This is a genomic window from Enterobacter asburiae (assembly GCF_007035645.1).
Lineage (GTDB): Bacteria > Pseudomonadota > Gammaproteobacteria > Enterobacterales > Enterobacteriaceae > Enterobacter > Enterobacter asburiae_B.
The window spans coordinates 172392-189413 of the sequence record NZ_AP019632.1 but is presented as its reverse complement, the minus strand read 5'-3'; the positions used below and the strand labels follow the sequence as shown (position 1 = coordinate 189413).

At 56.8% G+C, this 17022-nt stretch carries 17 protein-coding genes; 9 read left to right on the top strand and 8 right to left on the bottom strand.

What is annotated here, in order from left to right; translation table 11 throughout:
* The first annotated feature begins 44 nt into the window (after positions 1–44).
* The 6 genes from FOY96_RS00850 (at position 45) to ghrB (ending at position 6143) form a co-directional block, all read left to right on the top strand.
* A complete protein-coding gene (locus tag FOY96_RS00850) occupies positions 45–707 on the top strand; it encodes an OmpA family lipoprotein (protein ID WP_008502762.1) in 663 nt (220 codons plus the stop codon).
* A gap of 180 nt (positions 708–887) precedes the next feature.
* Entirely contained in the window at positions 888–1904 is a 1017-nt protein-coding gene (locus FOY96_RS00845) for a LacI family DNA-binding transcriptional regulator (RefSeq protein ID WP_039261180.1), read from the top strand.
* Between the two features lie 103 nt (positions 1905–2007).
* Entirely contained in the window at positions 2008–2757 is a 750-nt protein-coding gene (locus FOY96_RS00840) for a sugar phosphate isomerase/epimerase family protein (protein ID WP_039261178.1), read from the top strand.
* Between the two features lie 3 nt (positions 2758–2760).
* Positions 2761–3699 (top strand): sugar kinase, encoded by a 939-nt coding sequence (locus tag FOY96_RS00835; protein WP_143346376.1) that lies wholly within the window; start codon positions 2761–2763, stop codon positions 3697–3699.
* Between the two features lie 162 nt (positions 3700–3861).
* On the top strand, positions 3862–5142 hold the full coding sequence (locus FOY96_RS00830) for an MFS transporter (protein ID WP_023309951.1): 1281 nt from the start codon (positions 3862–3864) through the stop codon (positions 5140–5142).
* Positions 5143–5168: 26 nt separating this feature from the next.
* Complete coding sequence (ghrB, locus tag FOY96_RS00825; protein ID WP_048976284.1) at positions 5169–6143, top strand: glyoxylate/hydroxypyruvate reductase GhrB; 975 nt, start codon at positions 5169–5171, stop codon at positions 6141–6143.
* 58 nt (positions 6144–6201) lie between these two features.
* Here the strand turns inward: ghrB and cspE are convergent, their stop codons facing one another.
* Both cspE and FOY96_RS00815 read right to left on the bottom strand, forming a co-directional pair.
* Positions 6202–6414 (bottom strand): transcription antiterminator/RNA stability regulator CspE, encoded by a 213-nt coding sequence (cspE, locus tag FOY96_RS00820; RefSeq protein WP_003860775.1) that lies wholly within the window; start codon positions 6412–6414, stop codon positions 6202–6204.
* Between the two features lie 247 nt (positions 6415–6661).
* Positions 6662–7372: a DUF3053 domain-containing protein gene (locus tag FOY96_RS00815; RefSeq protein WP_023309949.1), complete on the bottom strand. Its 711-nt coding sequence runs from the start codon at positions 7370–7372 to the stop codon at positions 6662–6664.
* 331 nt (positions 7373–7703) lie between these two features.
* Here FOY96_RS00815 and FOY96_RS00810 point away from each other — a divergent pair, with 331 nt between their 5' ends.
* Positions 7704–7991, top strand: a complete 288-nt coding sequence (locus tag FOY96_RS00810) for an HTH-type transcriptional regulator (RefSeq protein ID WP_029740975.1) — start codon at positions 7704–7706, stop codon at positions 7989–7991.
* A gap of 39 nt (positions 7992–8030) precedes the next feature.
* Here the strand turns inward: FOY96_RS00810 and FOY96_RS00805 are convergent, their stop codons facing one another.
* A complete protein-coding gene (locus tag FOY96_RS00805; protein ID WP_143346375.1) occupies positions 8031–9650 on the bottom strand; it encodes an ABC-F family ATP-binding cassette domain-containing protein in 1620 nt (539 codons plus the stop codon).
* A 718-nt stretch (positions 9651–10368) separates the two neighbouring features.
* On the opposite strand from FOY96_RS00805, the gene FOY96_RS00795 reads away from it, so the two are divergent.
* Positions 10369–10806 (top strand): hypothetical protein, encoded by a 438-nt coding sequence (locus FOY96_RS00795; RefSeq protein ID WP_143346374.1) that lies wholly within the window; start codon positions 10369–10371, stop codon positions 10804–10806.
* Positions 10807–10898: 92 nt separating this feature from the next.
* On the opposite strand, the gene glyS is transcribed toward FOY96_RS00795, so the two are convergent.
* From glyS to FOY96_RS00780, 3 genes are all read right to left on the bottom strand, one after another.
* Positions 10899–12968: a glycine--tRNA ligase subunit beta gene (gene glyS, locus FOY96_RS00790; protein ID WP_143346373.1), complete on the bottom strand. Its 2070-nt coding sequence runs from the start codon at positions 12966–12968 to the stop codon at positions 10899–10901.
* A 9-nt stretch (positions 12969–12977) separates the two neighbouring features.
* Positions 12978–13889, bottom strand: coding sequence for a glycine--tRNA ligase subunit alpha (glyQ, locus tag FOY96_RS00785; protein WP_003860141.1), 912 nt, complete (start codon positions 13887–13889; stop codon positions 12978–12980).
* Positions 13890–14050: 161 nt separating this feature from the next.
* Positions 14051–14356, bottom strand: a complete 306-nt coding sequence (locus FOY96_RS00780; protein WP_029740978.1) for a YsaB family lipoprotein — start codon at positions 14354–14356, stop codon at positions 14051–14053.
* A gap of 183 nt (positions 14357–14539) precedes the next feature.
* On the opposite strand from FOY96_RS00780, the gene FOY96_RS00775 reads away from it, so the two are divergent.
* Entirely contained in the window at positions 14540–15535 is a 996-nt protein-coding gene (locus tag FOY96_RS00775) for an acyltransferase (RefSeq protein ID WP_143346372.1), read from the top strand.
* On the opposite strand, the gene FOY96_RS00770 is transcribed toward FOY96_RS00775, so the two are convergent.
* Positions 15528–16448: a GlxA family transcriptional regulator gene (locus tag FOY96_RS00770; protein ID WP_143346371.1), complete on the bottom strand. Its 921-nt coding sequence runs from the start codon at positions 16446–16448 to the stop codon at positions 15528–15530. The genes FOY96_RS00775 and FOY96_RS00770 overlap by 8 nt on opposite strands.
* Entirely contained in the window at positions 16448–16987 is a 540-nt protein-coding gene (locus tag FOY96_RS00765; protein ID WP_094935101.1) for an isochorismatase family protein, read from the bottom strand. Before FOY96_RS00765 ends, FOY96_RS00770 begins: the two co-directional genes overlap by 1 nt.
* Positions 16988–17022 lie beyond the last annotated feature (35 nt).

Sequence of the window (17022 nt, the reverse complement as noted above, 5' to 3'; positions counted from 1 at the left end):
CCACGCTCGCCGTGGCAAAGAATAAAAAGGATTAAGGAAAGAAGATGAAAAAACGCGTACTCGTTATTGCCGCTCTGGTGAGCGGTGCTCTGGCTGTTTCTGGCTGCACAACTAACCCTTACACCGGTGAGCGTGAAGCGGGTAAATCCGGCATTGGCGCGGGTATCGGCTCGCTGGTCGGCGCAGGCGTGGGGGCGCTCTCCTCCTCCAAGAAAGACCGCGGCAAAGGCGCGCTGATTGGCGCCGCGGCGGGCGCGGCGCTGGGCGGCGGCGTTGGCTATTACATGGACGTGCAGGAAGCGAAGCTGCGCGACAAAATGAAGGGAACCGGCGTGAGCGTGACGCGCAGCGGCGATAACATCATCCTGAATATGCCGAACAACGTGACCTTCGACAGCAGCAGCGCAACGCTGAAACCAGCAGGCGCAAACACCCTGACCGGCGTGGCGATGGTGCTGAAAGAGTACAACAAGACCGCCGTTAACGTGATTGGCTATACCGACAGTACCGGCAGCCAGGATCTGAACATGCGACTGTCCCAGCAGCGCGCCGATTCCGTGGCCAGCTCGCTGATTACCCAGGGTGTTGAAGCGAACCGTATCCGCACCAGCGGCATGGGCCCTGCCAACCCTATCGCCAGCAACAGCACGGCGGAAGGCAAAGCGCAGAACCGCCGCGTTGAGATTACGTTAAGCCCAATTCAGTAGGTAAAAGCAAAACGGCAACGCTCGTTGCCGTTTTTAGTGGTTGCACCCTCTCCCGTGGGAGAGGGTTGGGGTGAGGGCACCAGACCGCACCCTCCGGTAAGCGCAGCGCCACCGGGCAAATTACTTGATTCGTCTGATTTTCCCGTTAAGGTATTCTCACTAAATTCAGGGAAATCAGCGATGAGCAAACCAGCCCGGGCCACCATCAGCGACGTGGCGAAAGCCGCCAAAACCGGTAAAACAAGTATTTCACGCTACCTTAACGGCGAGAAACACCTGCTGTCCGACGCATTGCTGGCGCGTATTGAACAGGCCATTGCCGATCTCGACTACCGTCCCAGCCTCATGGCGCGCGGGCTCAAACGCGGCCGCACCCGCCTTATCGGGCTTATCATCGCCGATATCACCAACCCCTATTCCGTTAACGTCCTCAGCGGTATTGAAGCCGCCTGTCGCGAGAAGGGGTTCACGCCGCTGGTCTGTAATACCAACAACGAAGTCGACCAGGAGCTGCATTACCTCGATCTGCTGCGCAGCTATCAGGTCGAAGGGATTGTGGTGAACGCTGTCGGCATGCGGGAAGAGGGTTTAAATCGCCTGCAGCAATCCTCCCTGCCCATGGTCCTCATCGACCGTAAAATTCCGGAATTTGCCTGCGATGTGGTCGGGCTGGATAACACCCAGGCCGCCACGACCGCCACCGAACATCTGATCGAACAGGGCTTCGAGGCCATTCTGTTTCTGAGTGAACCGTTAGGGATGGTCAATACCCGTCGCGAGCGCCTGAGCGCATTTCGCGCCACGCTGGAGCGATATCCCGGCGTGATCGCCGAAAATGCCGAAACGCCGCTTCACGAAGCCGACCAGCTCGACAACACCCTGCGCCAGTTCCACACGCGCCATCGCGGGATGCGCAAAGCCGTTATCTCCGCAAACGGGGCGCTGACGCTTCAGGTCGCCCGCTCGCTCAAGCGCATTGGCCTGCACTGGGGCAGCGATATCGGTCTGCTGGGGTTTGATGAACTGGAGTGGGCGGAACTGGCGGGCGTCGGCATTACGACACTCAAACAGCCCACCTGGCAGATTGGCTATGCTGCTGTTGAACAAGTGGTTCGCCGCATTGAAGGCACCAGCGATGCCGTTCGCGAGCAGGTCTTCTCCGGCGAGCTGATCGTTCGCGGCTCCACGGCGCGTTAATTTTCCCTTGTGATACCGATCATAAATTCGACATCCTGACCTTTTCTTTGGAACCGGTTCCATCTAGCGTAATAGTATTGTTATGTTGCGATGGAGTCCGAAGATGGGCAGGAAAATTATGGTGGTCACCGCCGCGTACGGTGCGGAACAGGTGCGACAGGCAGGCGGTCAGCGGGCGATGCTTCCCGTTATTGCAGGCGCAGGGGCAGACGGCGTGGAGATCCGCCGGGAACTGTTCAGCAGCGAAGAGCTGCTGACGCTGCCTGCGCTGGGAGAATCCATTGAGCTGCTCGGCCTGCTGGCGTGCTACTCCGCCCCCGCCGCCCTGTTTATGCCCGACGGCACTCTCAACCCGGATCTGACCCGCTATCTCTCTGAGGCCAGCACCCTGAACGCCCTGTGGCTGAAGGTTTCCCTGGGCCATTTCCGCGACGCGCAGCCTCTCGACGCCCTGCGTAGCCTGCTGAACGCAAGCGGCATGGCGCTGGTCGTGGAGAACGATCAGACCGACTGTGGACAGCTCGCGCCGATGCAGCGCTTCCAGGCCGCCTGTCGGGAAATGGCATTGCCCGTCACGCTGACCTTCGACATGGGCAACTGGCTGTGGGTCGGTGATTCCCCCGAAGAGGCCGCGCGTCACCTTGCCCCTGCGGTGAGCTATATCCACGTGAAAGCCGCCGTGCCGCATAAAGATAACTTCCGCGCCGTGGCACCGGACCACGCTGATGCGCGCTGGCTGGATCTGCTCGGCCAGCTGCCTGCCGATGCCCCGCGCGGTATCGAGTTCCCGCTGGAAGGGACGGATTTAACCGCCGTTACCCGCCATTACGTCAACCTGCTGCGCGAGGAGTAAACCATGCACAAGACGCTGGATGTCATCACCATCGGCGAGGCCATGGCGATGTTTGTCGCCACTGAAACGGGCGAACTGAGCGCGGTGGAGCACTTTATCAAGCGCGTGGCGGGCGCAGAGCTGAACGTCGCGACCGGCCTGGCGCGTCTCGGCCTGAATGTGGGCTGGGTCAGCCGCGTGGGGGACGACAGCTTTGGCCATTTCGTTCTCGACTCGCTGAAAAAAGAGGGTATTGATGCCGCAGGCGTCACCCTCGACGGACGCTTCCCTACCGGCTTTCAGCTTAAATCTAAGGTCGAAAATGGAACCGATCCCATCGTGGAATATTTCCGTAAGGGATCGGCCGCAAGCCACCTCTCAGTGGCGGATTACCACGCCGACTATTTCGCCTCCGCGCGCCATCTGCACCTGAGCGGCGTGGCGGCAGCGCTGTCTGCCAGCTCGTATGAACTGCTGGATCACGCGGCAGCCACTCTGAAAGCCCAGGGAAAAACGATCTCTTTCGATCCGAACCTGCGCCCGGTGCTGTGGAAAAGCGAAGCGGAAATGGTCGAGAAGCTCAACCGTCTGGCGTTCAGAGCGGACTGGGTTCTGCCGGGCCTGAAAGAAGGGATGATCCTGACCGGCGAAAGCACGCCGGATGGCATTGCCGATTTCTACCTGAATAAAGGAGTAAAAGCGGTGGTGCTGAAGACCGGCGCCGATGGCGCATGGTTTAAGACGGCCGACGGCGAACAGGGCGCGGTCGCGGCGGTCAAGGTTGAGAACGTGGTCGACACCGTCGGCGCGGGCGACGGTTTTGCCGTGGGCGTGATTAGCGCCCTGCTGGAAGGCAAAACGCTGCCGCAGGCCGTGGCGCGGGGCAACAAGATTGGCTCGCTGGCCATTCAGGTGCAGGGCGACAGCGAAGGATTACCCACGCGAGCAGAGCTTAACGAATAAACATCCCCCTCACCCTAACCCTCTCCCCAGAGGGGCGAGGGAATGACTTGCTCCCTCTGGGAAGAGGGCCGGGGTGAGGGGCATAAATCGCACTCAGCAAAACAAGCCACCGTGTACCCTACAGACAACGGCGGTAACAACCTCAACAACAGAGGCAAGCCTATGAACAGTTCGACCAATGCAGTAAAACGCTGGTGGTACATCATGCCAATCGTGTTTATCACGTACAGCCTGGCGTATCTTGACCGTGCCAACTTCAGCTTCGCGTCCGCGGCGGGGATCACAGAGGACCTTGGCATCACCAAAGGTATCTCCTCCCTGCTGGGAGCCCTTTTCTTCCTGGGCTACTTCTTCTTCCAGATCCCCGGCGCGATTTATGCGGAACGCCGCAGCGTGCGTAAGCTGATCTTCGTCTGCCTGATCCTGTGGGGCGCCTGCGCGTCACTGACCGGCGTGGTGAACAATATTCCTGCCCTGGCCGCCATTCGCTTTATCCTCGGCGTCGTTGAGGCGGCGGTGATGCCGGCGATGCTGATCTACATCAGCAACTGGTTTACCAAATCTGAACGCTCGCGCGCGAATACCTTCCTGATCCTCGGTAACCCGGTGACGGTACTGTGGATGTCGGTGGTGTCTGGCTACCTGATCCAGTCCTTCGGCTGGCGCGAGATGTTTATCATCGAAGGGGTTCCGGCAGTGATCTGGGCATTCTGCTGGTGGGTGCTGGTGAAGGATAAACCTGCCCAGGCGAAATGGCTTTCCGAAGACGAAAAAGCGGCGCTGCAGGCGCAGCTGGATAAAGAACAGCAAGGCCTGAAGGCGGTACGCAACTACGGTGAAGCCTTCCGCTCGCGCAACGTGATCCTGCTCTGCGCACAGTACTTTACCTGGAGCATTGGCGTGTACGGCTTTGTGCTGTGGCTGCCGTCGATTATCCGCAGCGGCGGCGAAAACCTCGGCATGGTAGAAGTGGGCTGGCTCTCTTCCGTACCGTATCTGGCCGCGACCATCGCCATGATCGTCGTCTCCTGGGCGTCGGACAAGCTGCAGAACCGAAAATTGTTTGTCTGGCCGCTGCTGCTGATCGCTGCTTTTGCCTTTATCGGCTCGTGGGCCGTGGGTGCAAATCACTTCTGGGCCTCTTATACCCTGCTGGTGGTCGCCGGTGCCGCCATGTATGCCCCGTATGGTCCGTTCTTTGCCATCATCCCGGAAATGCTGCCGCGTAACGTCGCGGGTGGCGCGATGGCGCTGATTAACAGTATGGGTGCGCTGGGGTCGTTCTGCGGCTCCTGGTTCGTCGGCTACCTGAACGGTGCCACCGGCAGCCCGTCCGCATCGTACATCTTTATGGGGGTGGCACTTTTCGCCTCCGTGTGGCTTACTCTGATTGTTAAGCCTGCTAATAATCAACAACACCCTGTCGGCGCACGCCACGCCTGAATCCTTAAAAATCAACGGAGATTAGCATGAAGCCGTCCGTCATTTTGTACAAAGCACTGCCGGAAGATCTGCAGAAACGCCTTGAAGAACACTTCACCGTCACGCTGGTGAAGAACCTGAGCCCGGAAACCGTGGCGCAGCACGCCGAAGCGTTCGCCAGCGCCGAAGGCCTGCTGGGTTCAAGCGAGAAAGTGGATGTCGCCCTGCTGGAGAAAATGCCGAAGCTTCGTGCTACCTCTACCGTTTCCGTGGGTTACGACAATTTCGATGTGGATGCCCTGAACGCCCGCAAGATCCTGCTGATGCACACCCCCCATGCCCTGACGGAAACCGTGGCCGATACGCTGATGGCGCTGGTACTCACCACGGCCCGTCGCGTGGTGGAAGTGGCCGAGCGCGTGAAAGCGGGCGAATGGACAAAAAGCATTGGACCGGACTGGTTCGGCGTGGACGTTAACGGCAAAACGCTGGGCATTGTTGGCATGGGGCGCATTGGGCTGGCACTGGCGCAGCGCGCGCATTTTGGTTTTAACATGCCGATTCTGTATAACGCGCGCCGTCATCACAGTGAAGCCGAAGAACGCTTCAACGCCCGCTACTGCGAGCTGGATACTCTGCTGCAGGAAGCCGATTTTGTTTGTCTGGTTCTGCCGCTGACGGACGAAACGCGTCATCTGATTGGCAAATCCGCATTTGAAAAAATGAAGAAATCCGCCATTTTCATCAACGCGGGTCGTGGCCCGGTGGTAGATGAGAAGGCGCTGATTGAAGCCCTGCAGAACGGTGAGATCCATGCCGCAGGTCTGGACGTGTTTGAACAGGAGCCGCTGCCGGTGGACTCCCCGCTGCTGACAATGCCAAACGTCGTCGCCCTGCCCCACATCGGCTCAGCCACCCATGAGACGCGCTACAACATGGCGGCCACTGCGGTCGATAACCTTATCGCCGCCCTAAGCGGAAAGGTGGAGATAAACTGCGTGAACCCGCAGGTGCAACGATAGAAACGAAAAAACCCGCCAGAAGGCGGGTTTTTGAATTTTGTGCTACTGGGTTGGAAGCTTACAGGCTTACAACGTTACCAGCTGCTGGGCCTTTAGCGCCGCTTTCGATGGTGAAGGAAACTTTCTGACCTTCATCCAGAGATTTGTAGCCATCGTTCTGGATAGCAGAGAAGTGTACGAACACGTCTTTTGAGCCATCGTCAGGAGTGATGAAGCCGAAACCTTTATCAGCGTTGAACCATTTTACCAGACCAGTCATTTTAGCAGACATAGAAATTACCTTATTAACAAATATATTGAGCCTTCCGGCTTGATGGATTGCGTTACAGATTTTTAAGCGATGAAGGAAGGGTCACAACGAAGGGTATCTATGGATAACAATCTGGACTGCTTTACTAAACTGCTTTAGGTCTGTGTAACAAACCGACGGGGATAGTTATACCGATGTGGTAGAAGAATGACAAGCGTTATTTTCGATAAGCATAAAAAAACCCCGCCATGCGCGGGGTTTTTTCGGTTTATTCTGTGGCCGTGACGGCGGCACTCCAGGCCTGGCTAAAGGCCTGATGCTGTGAGGCCAGCGGCCCAATCAGCGTATTGTACTGGCTTGCCTGCTGCGAGGTCGGGAACTGAATGCCGTTGGCAACAAAGCTCACCTGAGTATCCTGCTGGGCAATAAAGTCGCCCACCTGAACCAGCTGCTGCGTGAAGATTTGCGCGGCCGGAATCAGCGGTTGCAGCGCTTCAGACGGTTTCGTCACCACTTTCTCATACACTTTGTCGAAGACAGGTTTGAGATCGTCACCCTGCTTCAGCGCAGAACGTGACGCGTCAGCCTGCATTTTCGCATTCTGCAACTGCTGGCTCAGCACGCCAAGCGCACCGTTGGACTGGCGAAGCGGCTCACGCTGCGTCATATAATCCTGCGGAACGCGAATGGCGTTCACGCTATCCACTACCGGACGGATACCGGAATCCATCGCCTGGCTCACCTGCTGTGAATAACCATAAAGAATGGCGTAATCGGACACGAAGGGGCCAAACTGTTTTTTCTGATCCGCAGTCAGCGTCGGCAACCGCTCGCCGCTGCGCATCACTGTATTCTGCAGAAAATCGATAAACGCTTTGCGCTGATCGCCTTCTTTATCAAAACACCCACTCAGGCTAACAACCATCAACAACGCCGCAATAGGCGCAAACCAGCGAGAGCAGGACTTTCCTGTCGCCATTTTATTACTCCTTTCACCCAAAAAAGCGCACACCGGCACACGCGTGCCCGACGCTGACAAGGATAGTCCAGGTCAGCCTTGCAAGATACTCTTTTCATGCAAAACGGCTATTGCCGATTTATTTCTTACCATTTACAAAAAAATACCTGCCGAAGCCGACATATGACTAATCAGGTAATTAGCATAACTATCCATATCGCTGAATCGGGTAAAGCGATCGTTATCGCACGATTAATCACACCCGTGACGATCCTGGGTTCGTATTAGGGACTATTCTTAACTGGCTCTCTGATGTTCTTGATCACGATGTGAGATTTAAGAGGAGTCCTCAATGGAATATAAAGATCCTGAGTTTGAACTGCTGAGCAGTCTGGAACAGATCATTTTTAAAGACGTGCCGCAGGCGATTACCCTGCAACAAAAATCCAATCCCTTTACAGAATATGAGCAATTGCGCAAAGGGACAGGACTGAAAACGGAAGAATTCGCCAGAGCGATGGGTGTCAGCGTGGCTATGGTGCAGGAGTGGGAGTCAAAACGTGAGAAACCCACCCCAACCGAGTTAAGGCTGATGCGCCTGATTCAGGCCAACCCTGCACTCAGCAAACAGATAGCGTAGTGAAGATTGAATGCCCCCGCCTTTGCGGGGGCTTGTGTTTTAAAGGCTCTCGCAACGCCAGCCCGCCTCTTCCCATACCCATTCATGCGTTAATGTTAAGCCTCTTAAAAAAGCCTCATCGTGTGATACCACCAGCAGAGCCCCGGGGAAATCGGCCAGCGCCGCTTCAATGGCCTGGACCGAGGCCAGATCCAGATGGTTAGTCGGTTCATCCAGCAGCAGAAGCTGCGTGGCCTCCGCGCGCCACAGCACGCAGGCCAGGGCGGCTTTAAGACGCTCGCCGCCGCTGAGCTCCGCCAGCGGGAGCGTGACTTTGTCGGCACCCAGTTGAAGCTGCGCCAGACGGGTTCGCAATACCCCCTCTTCCAGAGGCGTATGACCCAGGTTGAGATGCGTCATGACCGACTGCGAAAGATTGAGTTGGGACAGATGCTGGTCGAGATAGGCGCAGCTGACTGAAACCTTACAGGTACCCGAACGGGGAGCAATCTCGCCGAGGAGGGTTTTTAACAGCGTCGATTTGCCGCAGCCGTTCGGTCCCTTTAACGCCACGCGCATCGGTCCGTCCATCCGCCAGTTGAGCGGAGGAACAGGCACATGCGGCAGCACCAGATCCTCCAGCACCAGTACCTGCTTCCCGTCCGGGATCTGACTCCCCGGCAGGGTGAACATTACCGGGTTATCTTCTTCAACGCGTTCACGCGCCTTTTTTACCGCGGCGTTGAGGGCTTCATTTTGCTCGCTGTGCTGTTTTTTCCAGGAGCCGATCCGCTCCTTTGCCGCGCCTTTATATTTGACCCGCTCGAACGACGCGATATTCAGGGTATCAACGGTGCGCAATGTCTTTGCCGAACGCCGCTGGCTGTCATCATGCTCTTTTTGCATGCGTGCCCGAGTGCGTTTGCGCTCGGTTGCAGCATGTTCCAGCGACGCGCGGGCCGCCTGCTGTTCGGCATCGCGCTGGGTTTGATAATCCGCATAATTCCCGCCGTAGCTGCGCAGGTCCGAGGCGCTCAGTTCAAGGATACGCGGCACCTGGGCCAGCAACTCACGGTCATGGGAAGCCACCAGCACGCCGCCCTGAAAACGGCTGAGCTGGTCGTAGAACCACGCCCGGCCCTGTCGGTCCAGATGGTTAGTGGGCTCGTCCAGCAGCATGAAATCGGCTTCAGCCGTAAACGCCCCGCACAGCAGGGCGCGAATGCGCTCGCCGCCGCTGAGCTCACCGGCGGGTTTATCCGGGTCAAACGGCGGGAGATTTGCATTGATAAAGGCTTCGCTCAGACGCTCGGCGACATCCCAGTGACCGTCAAGCAGCTCCAGATCGTCAGGCTGGTAATTGCCGCTGTCGATGCGCTTACGTGCCGCAAAAATAGCGTCATACCCGAGCAGTTCAGCAAGCGTCGTCTGCGGAGAAATGACGTGCTGCTGCGCCACATAGACATGCGAGCTAAAGCGTTCAATATGACCGGTAGCCGGTTCGTCCAACCCCGCCAGCAGACGCAACAGACGCGTTTTCCCGCTGCCGTTACGGCCAACCAGCGCGCACAGGGAGGGTTCCAGCGTGAGATTCAGCGGACCAAAAAGGGTATCGCCCGTCGGAAACTGACAGGTGACCTGATGCAAAATAAAAGAAGGGGACTGCGCAAAATGAGCCATAAGCACTCCTGAATGAAATCAAAACATCCCCTGCCGACGCGGTGGCGTTTAGCAAGGATCGAAATTCATCAGTCGTGTTTGTTCATTTTTGGGGGGCGCTCCAGCGTGAGAAAGTTAACGCGATAAGGATAGCGGTAATGTGTTGACGGTTTCAAGGTTAAATTTTGGACGACTTATACTCCCTCTCCCTTTGGGCTGAGGGATCCCCACCAAATATGGTCTGCACAGACGGCCCCCTCTCCCTTGAGGGAGAGGGCTGGGGTGAGGGGGAACATACGGCTGTGGGGGTTGTTCCTTGCTACTCTGTAACGACATGGCCTGTGAACGTGCCAGGGCGGCTCAATCGCCACCGCCATGGCGTCGCTGTAAAACCTCTCCCCGCAGTATGCTTCTCATTACGGTAATTTTGCGAGCCTCTTTCCAGAAATGGTAATATCCTCAGCGACATAGCTCAAAACTGTTGCCGCCTGTTTTGATGAGCAGTAAGTTCTCTTCGCACCTGCAAAATCAGGTGCCGGGATTGGAACCCTGAATCACTTCACTGGCGACACAGGCTCTGTGTCGTACGGCCTGTTGCATCTCAATGGCGGGCCGGACAGGGGCGCTGCAAAGCGCGCTGGTGTCAGTGAGGCCAGTCGTTCCAACCTTGTTCGGTTCCGCCACCAGCGAGCCTGGAACCTCCCGTGGCGGAAGATATACCACTCACTGAGGTTATTTTATGTCATTGATTAACTCTTTAATCACCCTGCCCTTCAACCATGCCACCGACTTCACCGAACTGGCGGATAACTGCGAACGTTTTACCGACGCACTGGTCGATTGCGAAGAACCCGCCCCAAAAATGGCCCTTTACGGCAGACTTTATGCCTGTCTGAATCTTCTGCAACCCACGCTTCTGGATCCTGTTCCGGACGCTTTAAAAGCCAGCCTGACCGTGAAGGAACTCCCGTCATGCGTTCCGGCTTTCGAACCCGAATGCGATCAGCTGGGGCGCTACTGTCAGGAGATAACGCAGATGCTGATGAACAGCTCACTGCCGCGACAATCTGAAATCGTGATGGAAGATTTGCTGTGCGAACTGGTCAGCTACTTTGCCGATAAGCTGAAGGCACCGCGCTGGCTGCAGACGGACGAAGGCACAATCGCGATCGGCTAAACCTGCCGGATGACGCTGCGCTTATCCTGCTCAGAAAAGCCCCATAAAAAAACCCGCCGAAGCGGGTTTTTAGCATGTGTAACAACGGCACATCACTGCAGAAGCGAAATATCCGCTACGCGCAGGAACAGCTCACGCAGTTTCTCGAGCATGGAGAGACGGTTAATACGCAGTTCTTTATCTTCGACGTTCACCATCACTTTCTCGAAGAAGGCATCGATCACGTCACGCAGCTCGGCCAGCTCCACCAGCGCTTCCTGGTAGCGACCTTCCGCGAAGTAAGGCTCGAGCTTGTCGCGCAGCACCACAACCTGCATCGCCAGAGCGATCTCTTCCGGCTCTTTCAGGGTCGCGGCGTTCACGCGCTCGTTCAGCGTCTCGTCGGATTTCGCCAGAATGTTGGATACGCGCTTGTTGGCCGCGGCCAGGGCAGATGCCGCTTCCAGCGTACGGAAGTGGGAAACCGCCTTCATACGCGCATCGAAATCAGCCGGACGGGTTGGACGACGCGCCAGCACCGCCTGAATGGTGTCAACGGTGTAGCCTTCGTCCTGATACCACGCGCGGAAACGACCGAGCATAAAGTCGATCACGTCATCCACAACCTTCGCGTTAGTCAGCTTGTCGCCGTACAGACGCACCGCTTCTTCGGTCAGGGTCTGCAGATCGAGGTTCAGGTTCTTCTCAACGATGATACGCAGCACGCCCAGCGCGGCACGACGCAGCGCAAACGGGTCTTTGTCACCTTTCGGATGCTGACCGATACCAAAGATACCCGCCAGGGTGTCCATCTTATCGGCAATTGCGACGGCACATGCAACCGGGTTGGACGGCAGTTCGTCACCCGCAAAGCGCGGCTGATACTGCTCGTTCAGGGCGACGGCCACGTCTTCCGCTTCGCCATCGTGACGCGCGTAGTGCATGCCCATCACGCCCTGGGTGTCGGTAAATTCGAACACCATGTTAGTCATCAGGTCGCACTTGGACAGCAGGCCTGCACGCGTCGCGTGGTTGACGTCTGCACCGATTTCACGGGCAATCCAGCCGGACAGCTCCGCAATGCGGTCGGTCTTGTCGCGCAGCGTACCCAGCTGCTGCTGGAACAGCACGGTCTGCAGGCGCGGGAGATGATCTTCCAGACGCTTTTTACGGTCGGTATTGAAGAAGAACTCCGCATCTGCCAGACGTGGACGCACCACTTTCTCGTTACCGGAGATAATCTGGATCGGATCTTTCGATTCGATGTTCGCCACGAAGATGAAGTTTGGCAGCAGCTTGCCGTCGTTGGCATAGACCGGGAAGTACTTCTGGTCACCCTTCATGGTGTATACCAGCGCTTCAGCCGGAACGGCCAGGAATTTCTCTTCGAACTTCGCCGTCAGCACAACTGGCCATTCAACCAGAGAGGTGACTTCTTCCAGCAGGCTGTCGCTCAGGTCTGCGTTACCGCCAATCTTGCGCGCCGCGTCTTCCGCGTCCGCTTTGATTTTGGCTTTACGCTGTTCGTAGTCGGCAATGACCTTACCGCGCTCCAGCAGGATCTGCGGATACTGGTCGGCATGGTCGATGGTGAACTCTGGCTCGCCCATAAAGCGGTGGCCGCGGATCACGCGATCGGACGCCACGCCCAAAATGGTCGCCGGGATAACGGTATCGCCCAGCAGCAGGGTCACGGTATGCACCGGACGCACAAAGTGCACGTCAGAGGCGCCCCAGCGCATCAGCTTAGGAATCGGCAGCTTCGCCAGAGACGTGGCAATCATGTCCGGCAGCAGCGCTTCCGCGCTTTCGCCTTTCACGTGCGCACGATACAGCAGCCACTCGCCTTTATCCGTGGTCAGACGCTCGGCCTGATCAACGGTGATGCCGCAACCGCGCGCCCAGCCTTCAGCCGCTTTGCTCGGCTTGCCTTCCGCGTCAAACGCCTGGGCAATTGCCGGGCCACGTTTTTCGACTTCGCGATCCGGCTGAGAGGCCGCCAGATTTGCCACTTTCAGCGCCAGACGGCGCGGTGCGGCAAACCACTCAATTTTACCGTGTGCCAGGCCAGCGTTATCCAGCTCGGCGGTCACGTTCGCAGCGAAAGATTCAGCCAGGCTGCGCAGGGCTTTTGGTGGCAGCTCTTCGGTGCCGATTTCCACCAGGAAAGTTTTCTCAGACATGGCCGCCTCTTATTTGTTTCGGTTGCACATCGGGAAGCCAAGGGCTTCACGGGACGCGTAGTAAGCTTCTGCAACGGCTTTGGTCAGGGTGCGAATACGCAGAATGTAGCGCTGACGTTCAGTCACGGAGATGGCTTTGCGGGCGTCCAGCAGGTTGAAGCTGTGGGCGGCCTTCAGAATACGCTCGTAAGCAGGCAGCGGCAGCGGAGTCTCCAGCGCCAGCAGCTGCTGTGCCTCTTTCTCGTACTGCTCGAAGCAGGTGAACAGGAAGTCCACGTCCGCGTATTCGAAGTTATAGGTGGATTGCTCCACTTCGTTCTGATGGAACACGTCGCCGTAGGTGGTTTTACCCAGCGGGCCGTCGCTCCAGACCAGGTCGTAAACGCTGTCTACGCCCTGAATGTACATGGCCAGACGTTCCAGACCGTAGGTGATTTCACCGGTGATCGGCTTACATTCCAGACCGCCAACCTGCTGGAAATAGGTGAACTGGGTCACTTCCATGCCGTTCAGCCACACTTCCCAACCCAGACCCCAGGCACCCAGCGTTGGGTTTTCCCAGTTATCTTCCACGAAACGGATGTCGTGAATGGTTGGATCCATACCCAGCTCTTTCAGCGACCCGAGATACAGTTCCTGAATGTTGTCGGGTGATGGCTTAATCACCACCTGGAACTGATAGTAATGCTGCAGACGGTTCGGGTTTTCACCGTAACGACCATCGGTCGGACGACGAGAAGGCTGCACATACGCGGTCGCCATTGGCTCAGGCCCCAACGCGCGCAGGCTGGTCATCGGGTGTGAAGTGCCGGCGCCGACTTCCATGTCCAAAGGTTGAACAATGGTACAGCCCTGACGAGCCCAGTAATCCTGTAAGGTCAGGATCAGGCCCTGGAAGGTCTTGGTATCAAACTTTTGCATAGTATTTCGTGCTGGATACGTGTGGTTTTAAATGGAAGGGACCAGTATACCCGCTGGCTGCAAGATATACAGTACGAAACGGGGTTGTTTAGGGAAAATTGGGGAAATAAGCCTTCCGGCCAGAACGCTGACGGCGTCTGGCTGCTGATTATACGAGCAGGCTAGCGCATGGAGAGGTGTAAAAACTGACCGTCCGCATCAAACGAGCAGACAAAGCCCTCTTTGCGGGACGTATGCCCCCGCAGCTCATAGCTTCCCTGAAAACGCTCAAACCCGGTGACATCAATTTTCTGCACGTCCGAGTTATAGCGGCGAGCGGCCCGATCTTTACAGAGCGCTTCCATATCCAGTGAACGTTCCGGGCTCATTTTACCCTGCTGCGCTTTTTGCACAGGTGCTTCTTGCGGCGCGCTGCATCCCGCCAGGATCACCAGCAGAAAGAGTGACGCCACACGCTTCATCATCATTTTTATTACCGCCCTGGTCAGTGGCTGTTATTTTTAGTATCAAAGCTTTTATAGATTAAGGTCCGGCATTCTGCGAATCTCGCGGCTTCCCTACAAGCCTGCTGAATAAAACTCAGAATTTTCCAAGCGAAGACTTTTGGACAATGGCAGTCACACTCAATTTACAGGGAATACGAGGAACTGATGCAGTCAAAAATTAACTGGATTGATAACCTGCGAGGAATAGCGTGTCTGATGGTGGTCATGATCCACACGACGACCTGGTACGTCACGAATGCCCACAGCATCAGCCCCGTTAACTGGGATATCGCCAATATTCTCAACTCTGCGTCACGCGTCAGCGTGCCGCTATTCTTTATGATTTCCGGCTTTCTCTTTTTTGGCGAACGTAGCGCGCAGCCGCGGCACTTCATCCGCATCGCGGCCTGCCTGGGGTTCTACAGCGCCGTTGCCCTGCTCTATATCACGCTGTTCACCTCCATTAACGCCGGGCTATCGCTGAAATACGTGCTGCAAAAACCGGTGTTCTATCACCTGTGGTTCTTCTTCGCCATTATCGTTATCTATCTGGTCTCCCCGCTCATCCAGGTAAAAAACGTCAGCGGTAAAATGCTTCTGGCCCTGATGGTGGTTATCGGCATTGTCGCCAACCCGAATACGCTCTCACAGAAAATCGACGGATTTGAGTGGCTGCCGGTCAATCTCTATATCAACGGCGATACTTTTTACTACGTGCTTTACGGCATGCTGGGGCGCGCCATCGGGATGATGGACACGCAAAAACGCGGGCTGAACTGGCTCTGCGGGGCGCTGTTTATCGCTGGCGTGGCAGTGATTTCACGCGGGACGCTGCACGAATTGCAGTGGCGCGGCAATTTTGCCGATACCTGGTATCTCTATTGCGGGCCGATGGTCTTTATCTGTGCCGTTTCGCTGCTCACGCTTGCCAAAAATACCCTGAACACGCGCGCCCTTCCCGTGCTGAGTATTATCTCGCGGCACTCTCTCGGGATTTACGGTTTTCACGCGCTGGTGATCCACGCGCTGCGCACGAGAGGCGTTGAGCTAAAAAGCTGGCCGGTGCTGGATATGGTCTGGATTTTTGCCGCCACGCTGGCGATCAGCCTGCTGCTGTCGATGCTGCTGCAAAAAATAGACGCTCGCCGCTTCGTCAGCTAATGCTTCGCTGCCGGGCGCGATGGTACTGGCGCGGGGAGGAAAACCCTGCCGCCAGTGAAGCCTGCTCCACGCCGCGCCCCTGCAATAGCCACTGCTCCGCCACCGCCAGACGCAGCTGTTCCAGATAATCGCGAACGCTAATCCCTAAATGTGACTGGAAAAGCCGGGTGAGATGACGCGGGCTGACGTGCGCCAGTGCGGCAATGTCAGGCAAGCTCCACGTTTTTTGCGGCTCGGCAGTGAGCGCATCCTGCGCCCGATGAATCGCCGGGTGAAGATGATTGCGATAGCGTAGCCACGGAGAGAGCTGGGGATCGTCACCGGAACGGCGGAACCAGACCACCATCTCACGCGCCACGGTCAGCGCCTTTTCGGGGCCGCACAGGCGGTTAATCATGTGCAGCGCCAGATCGATGCCTGACGTGATCCCCGCGCTGGTCCAGATATTCTCATCCTGCACAAAGATGCGGTTTTCTTTAATCGTCGCCGTGGGGGCCGCGGTGCGTAAACGGCTAATAACGTCATGATGGGTCGTGCACTGTCGGTTGTTCAGCAGGCCCGATTTCGCCGCCAGTAAGGCCCCTGAGCAGACGCACATCACGGTGATTTCCTGGCGCTGGATCTGCGGCTGCAGACGCATCAGCCAGTACTGGATCTGCTGCGCCTGTGGCGTTGAGAACTGACTGCGGGAGTCGCTCACACCCGGCAGCACCAGCAGGCTGCCTTCCGGCAGACGCTCCGGCAGCGGCTGAATGCCGCTCATCGTCAGGCCAATCGACGTCTGAACGTCAGGCTGCGGGCCAATGTAATGCAGGCGAAACGCGTCGCCTGCCAGCACAAAGGTTTCTGCCGGGCCGGTCATGTCTAATGACAGCACCCCGGGCAACATCACGAACCAGACGTCGATGCGCATTACAGTGACTCCAGCGTCTCCGCTACCGTTTTAATCTCGGCAAAACGCCCGGAAAGTACCGTCTCGGTACGATGGCGAATTTCCGCTGCGCTAAGGGTTATCCCCTTGTACGTCATGGGAAACGTCAGCGTTGCCTCACTAACAAAGGTCACAGCATAACCTAGATCGGATGCCACCCGGGCGGTGGTTTCACAGCATTGTTCAGTGCGAATGCCGCAGATAATCAGCTGGTTGATATCACGCTCGCGCAGCCAGCGGTCAAGCCCGGTATCCGTAAACGCATTATGGACGTGTTTCTGGAAAACCACATCCGGCTGATGACGTAAAAAGGCCATCGGTTTGACATAGCCGCTTTCGAGGGTAAAAGGACCGTCTTCATCCACGTGAAAAATATCAACGACCGGAATATTGTGCGCCTGGCAGCCTTCGATCAGCCCCAGCATCGCCTGCTGAAAGGCAGGAATTTCGTCCTCCTGCCAGTAATTGCGGTGATGGAAGGACTGCTGAGTATCGATGTTGATTAATGCAATGCGTGACATGATAAATCTCCTCGCCAGTGGGTGTAACACCATAC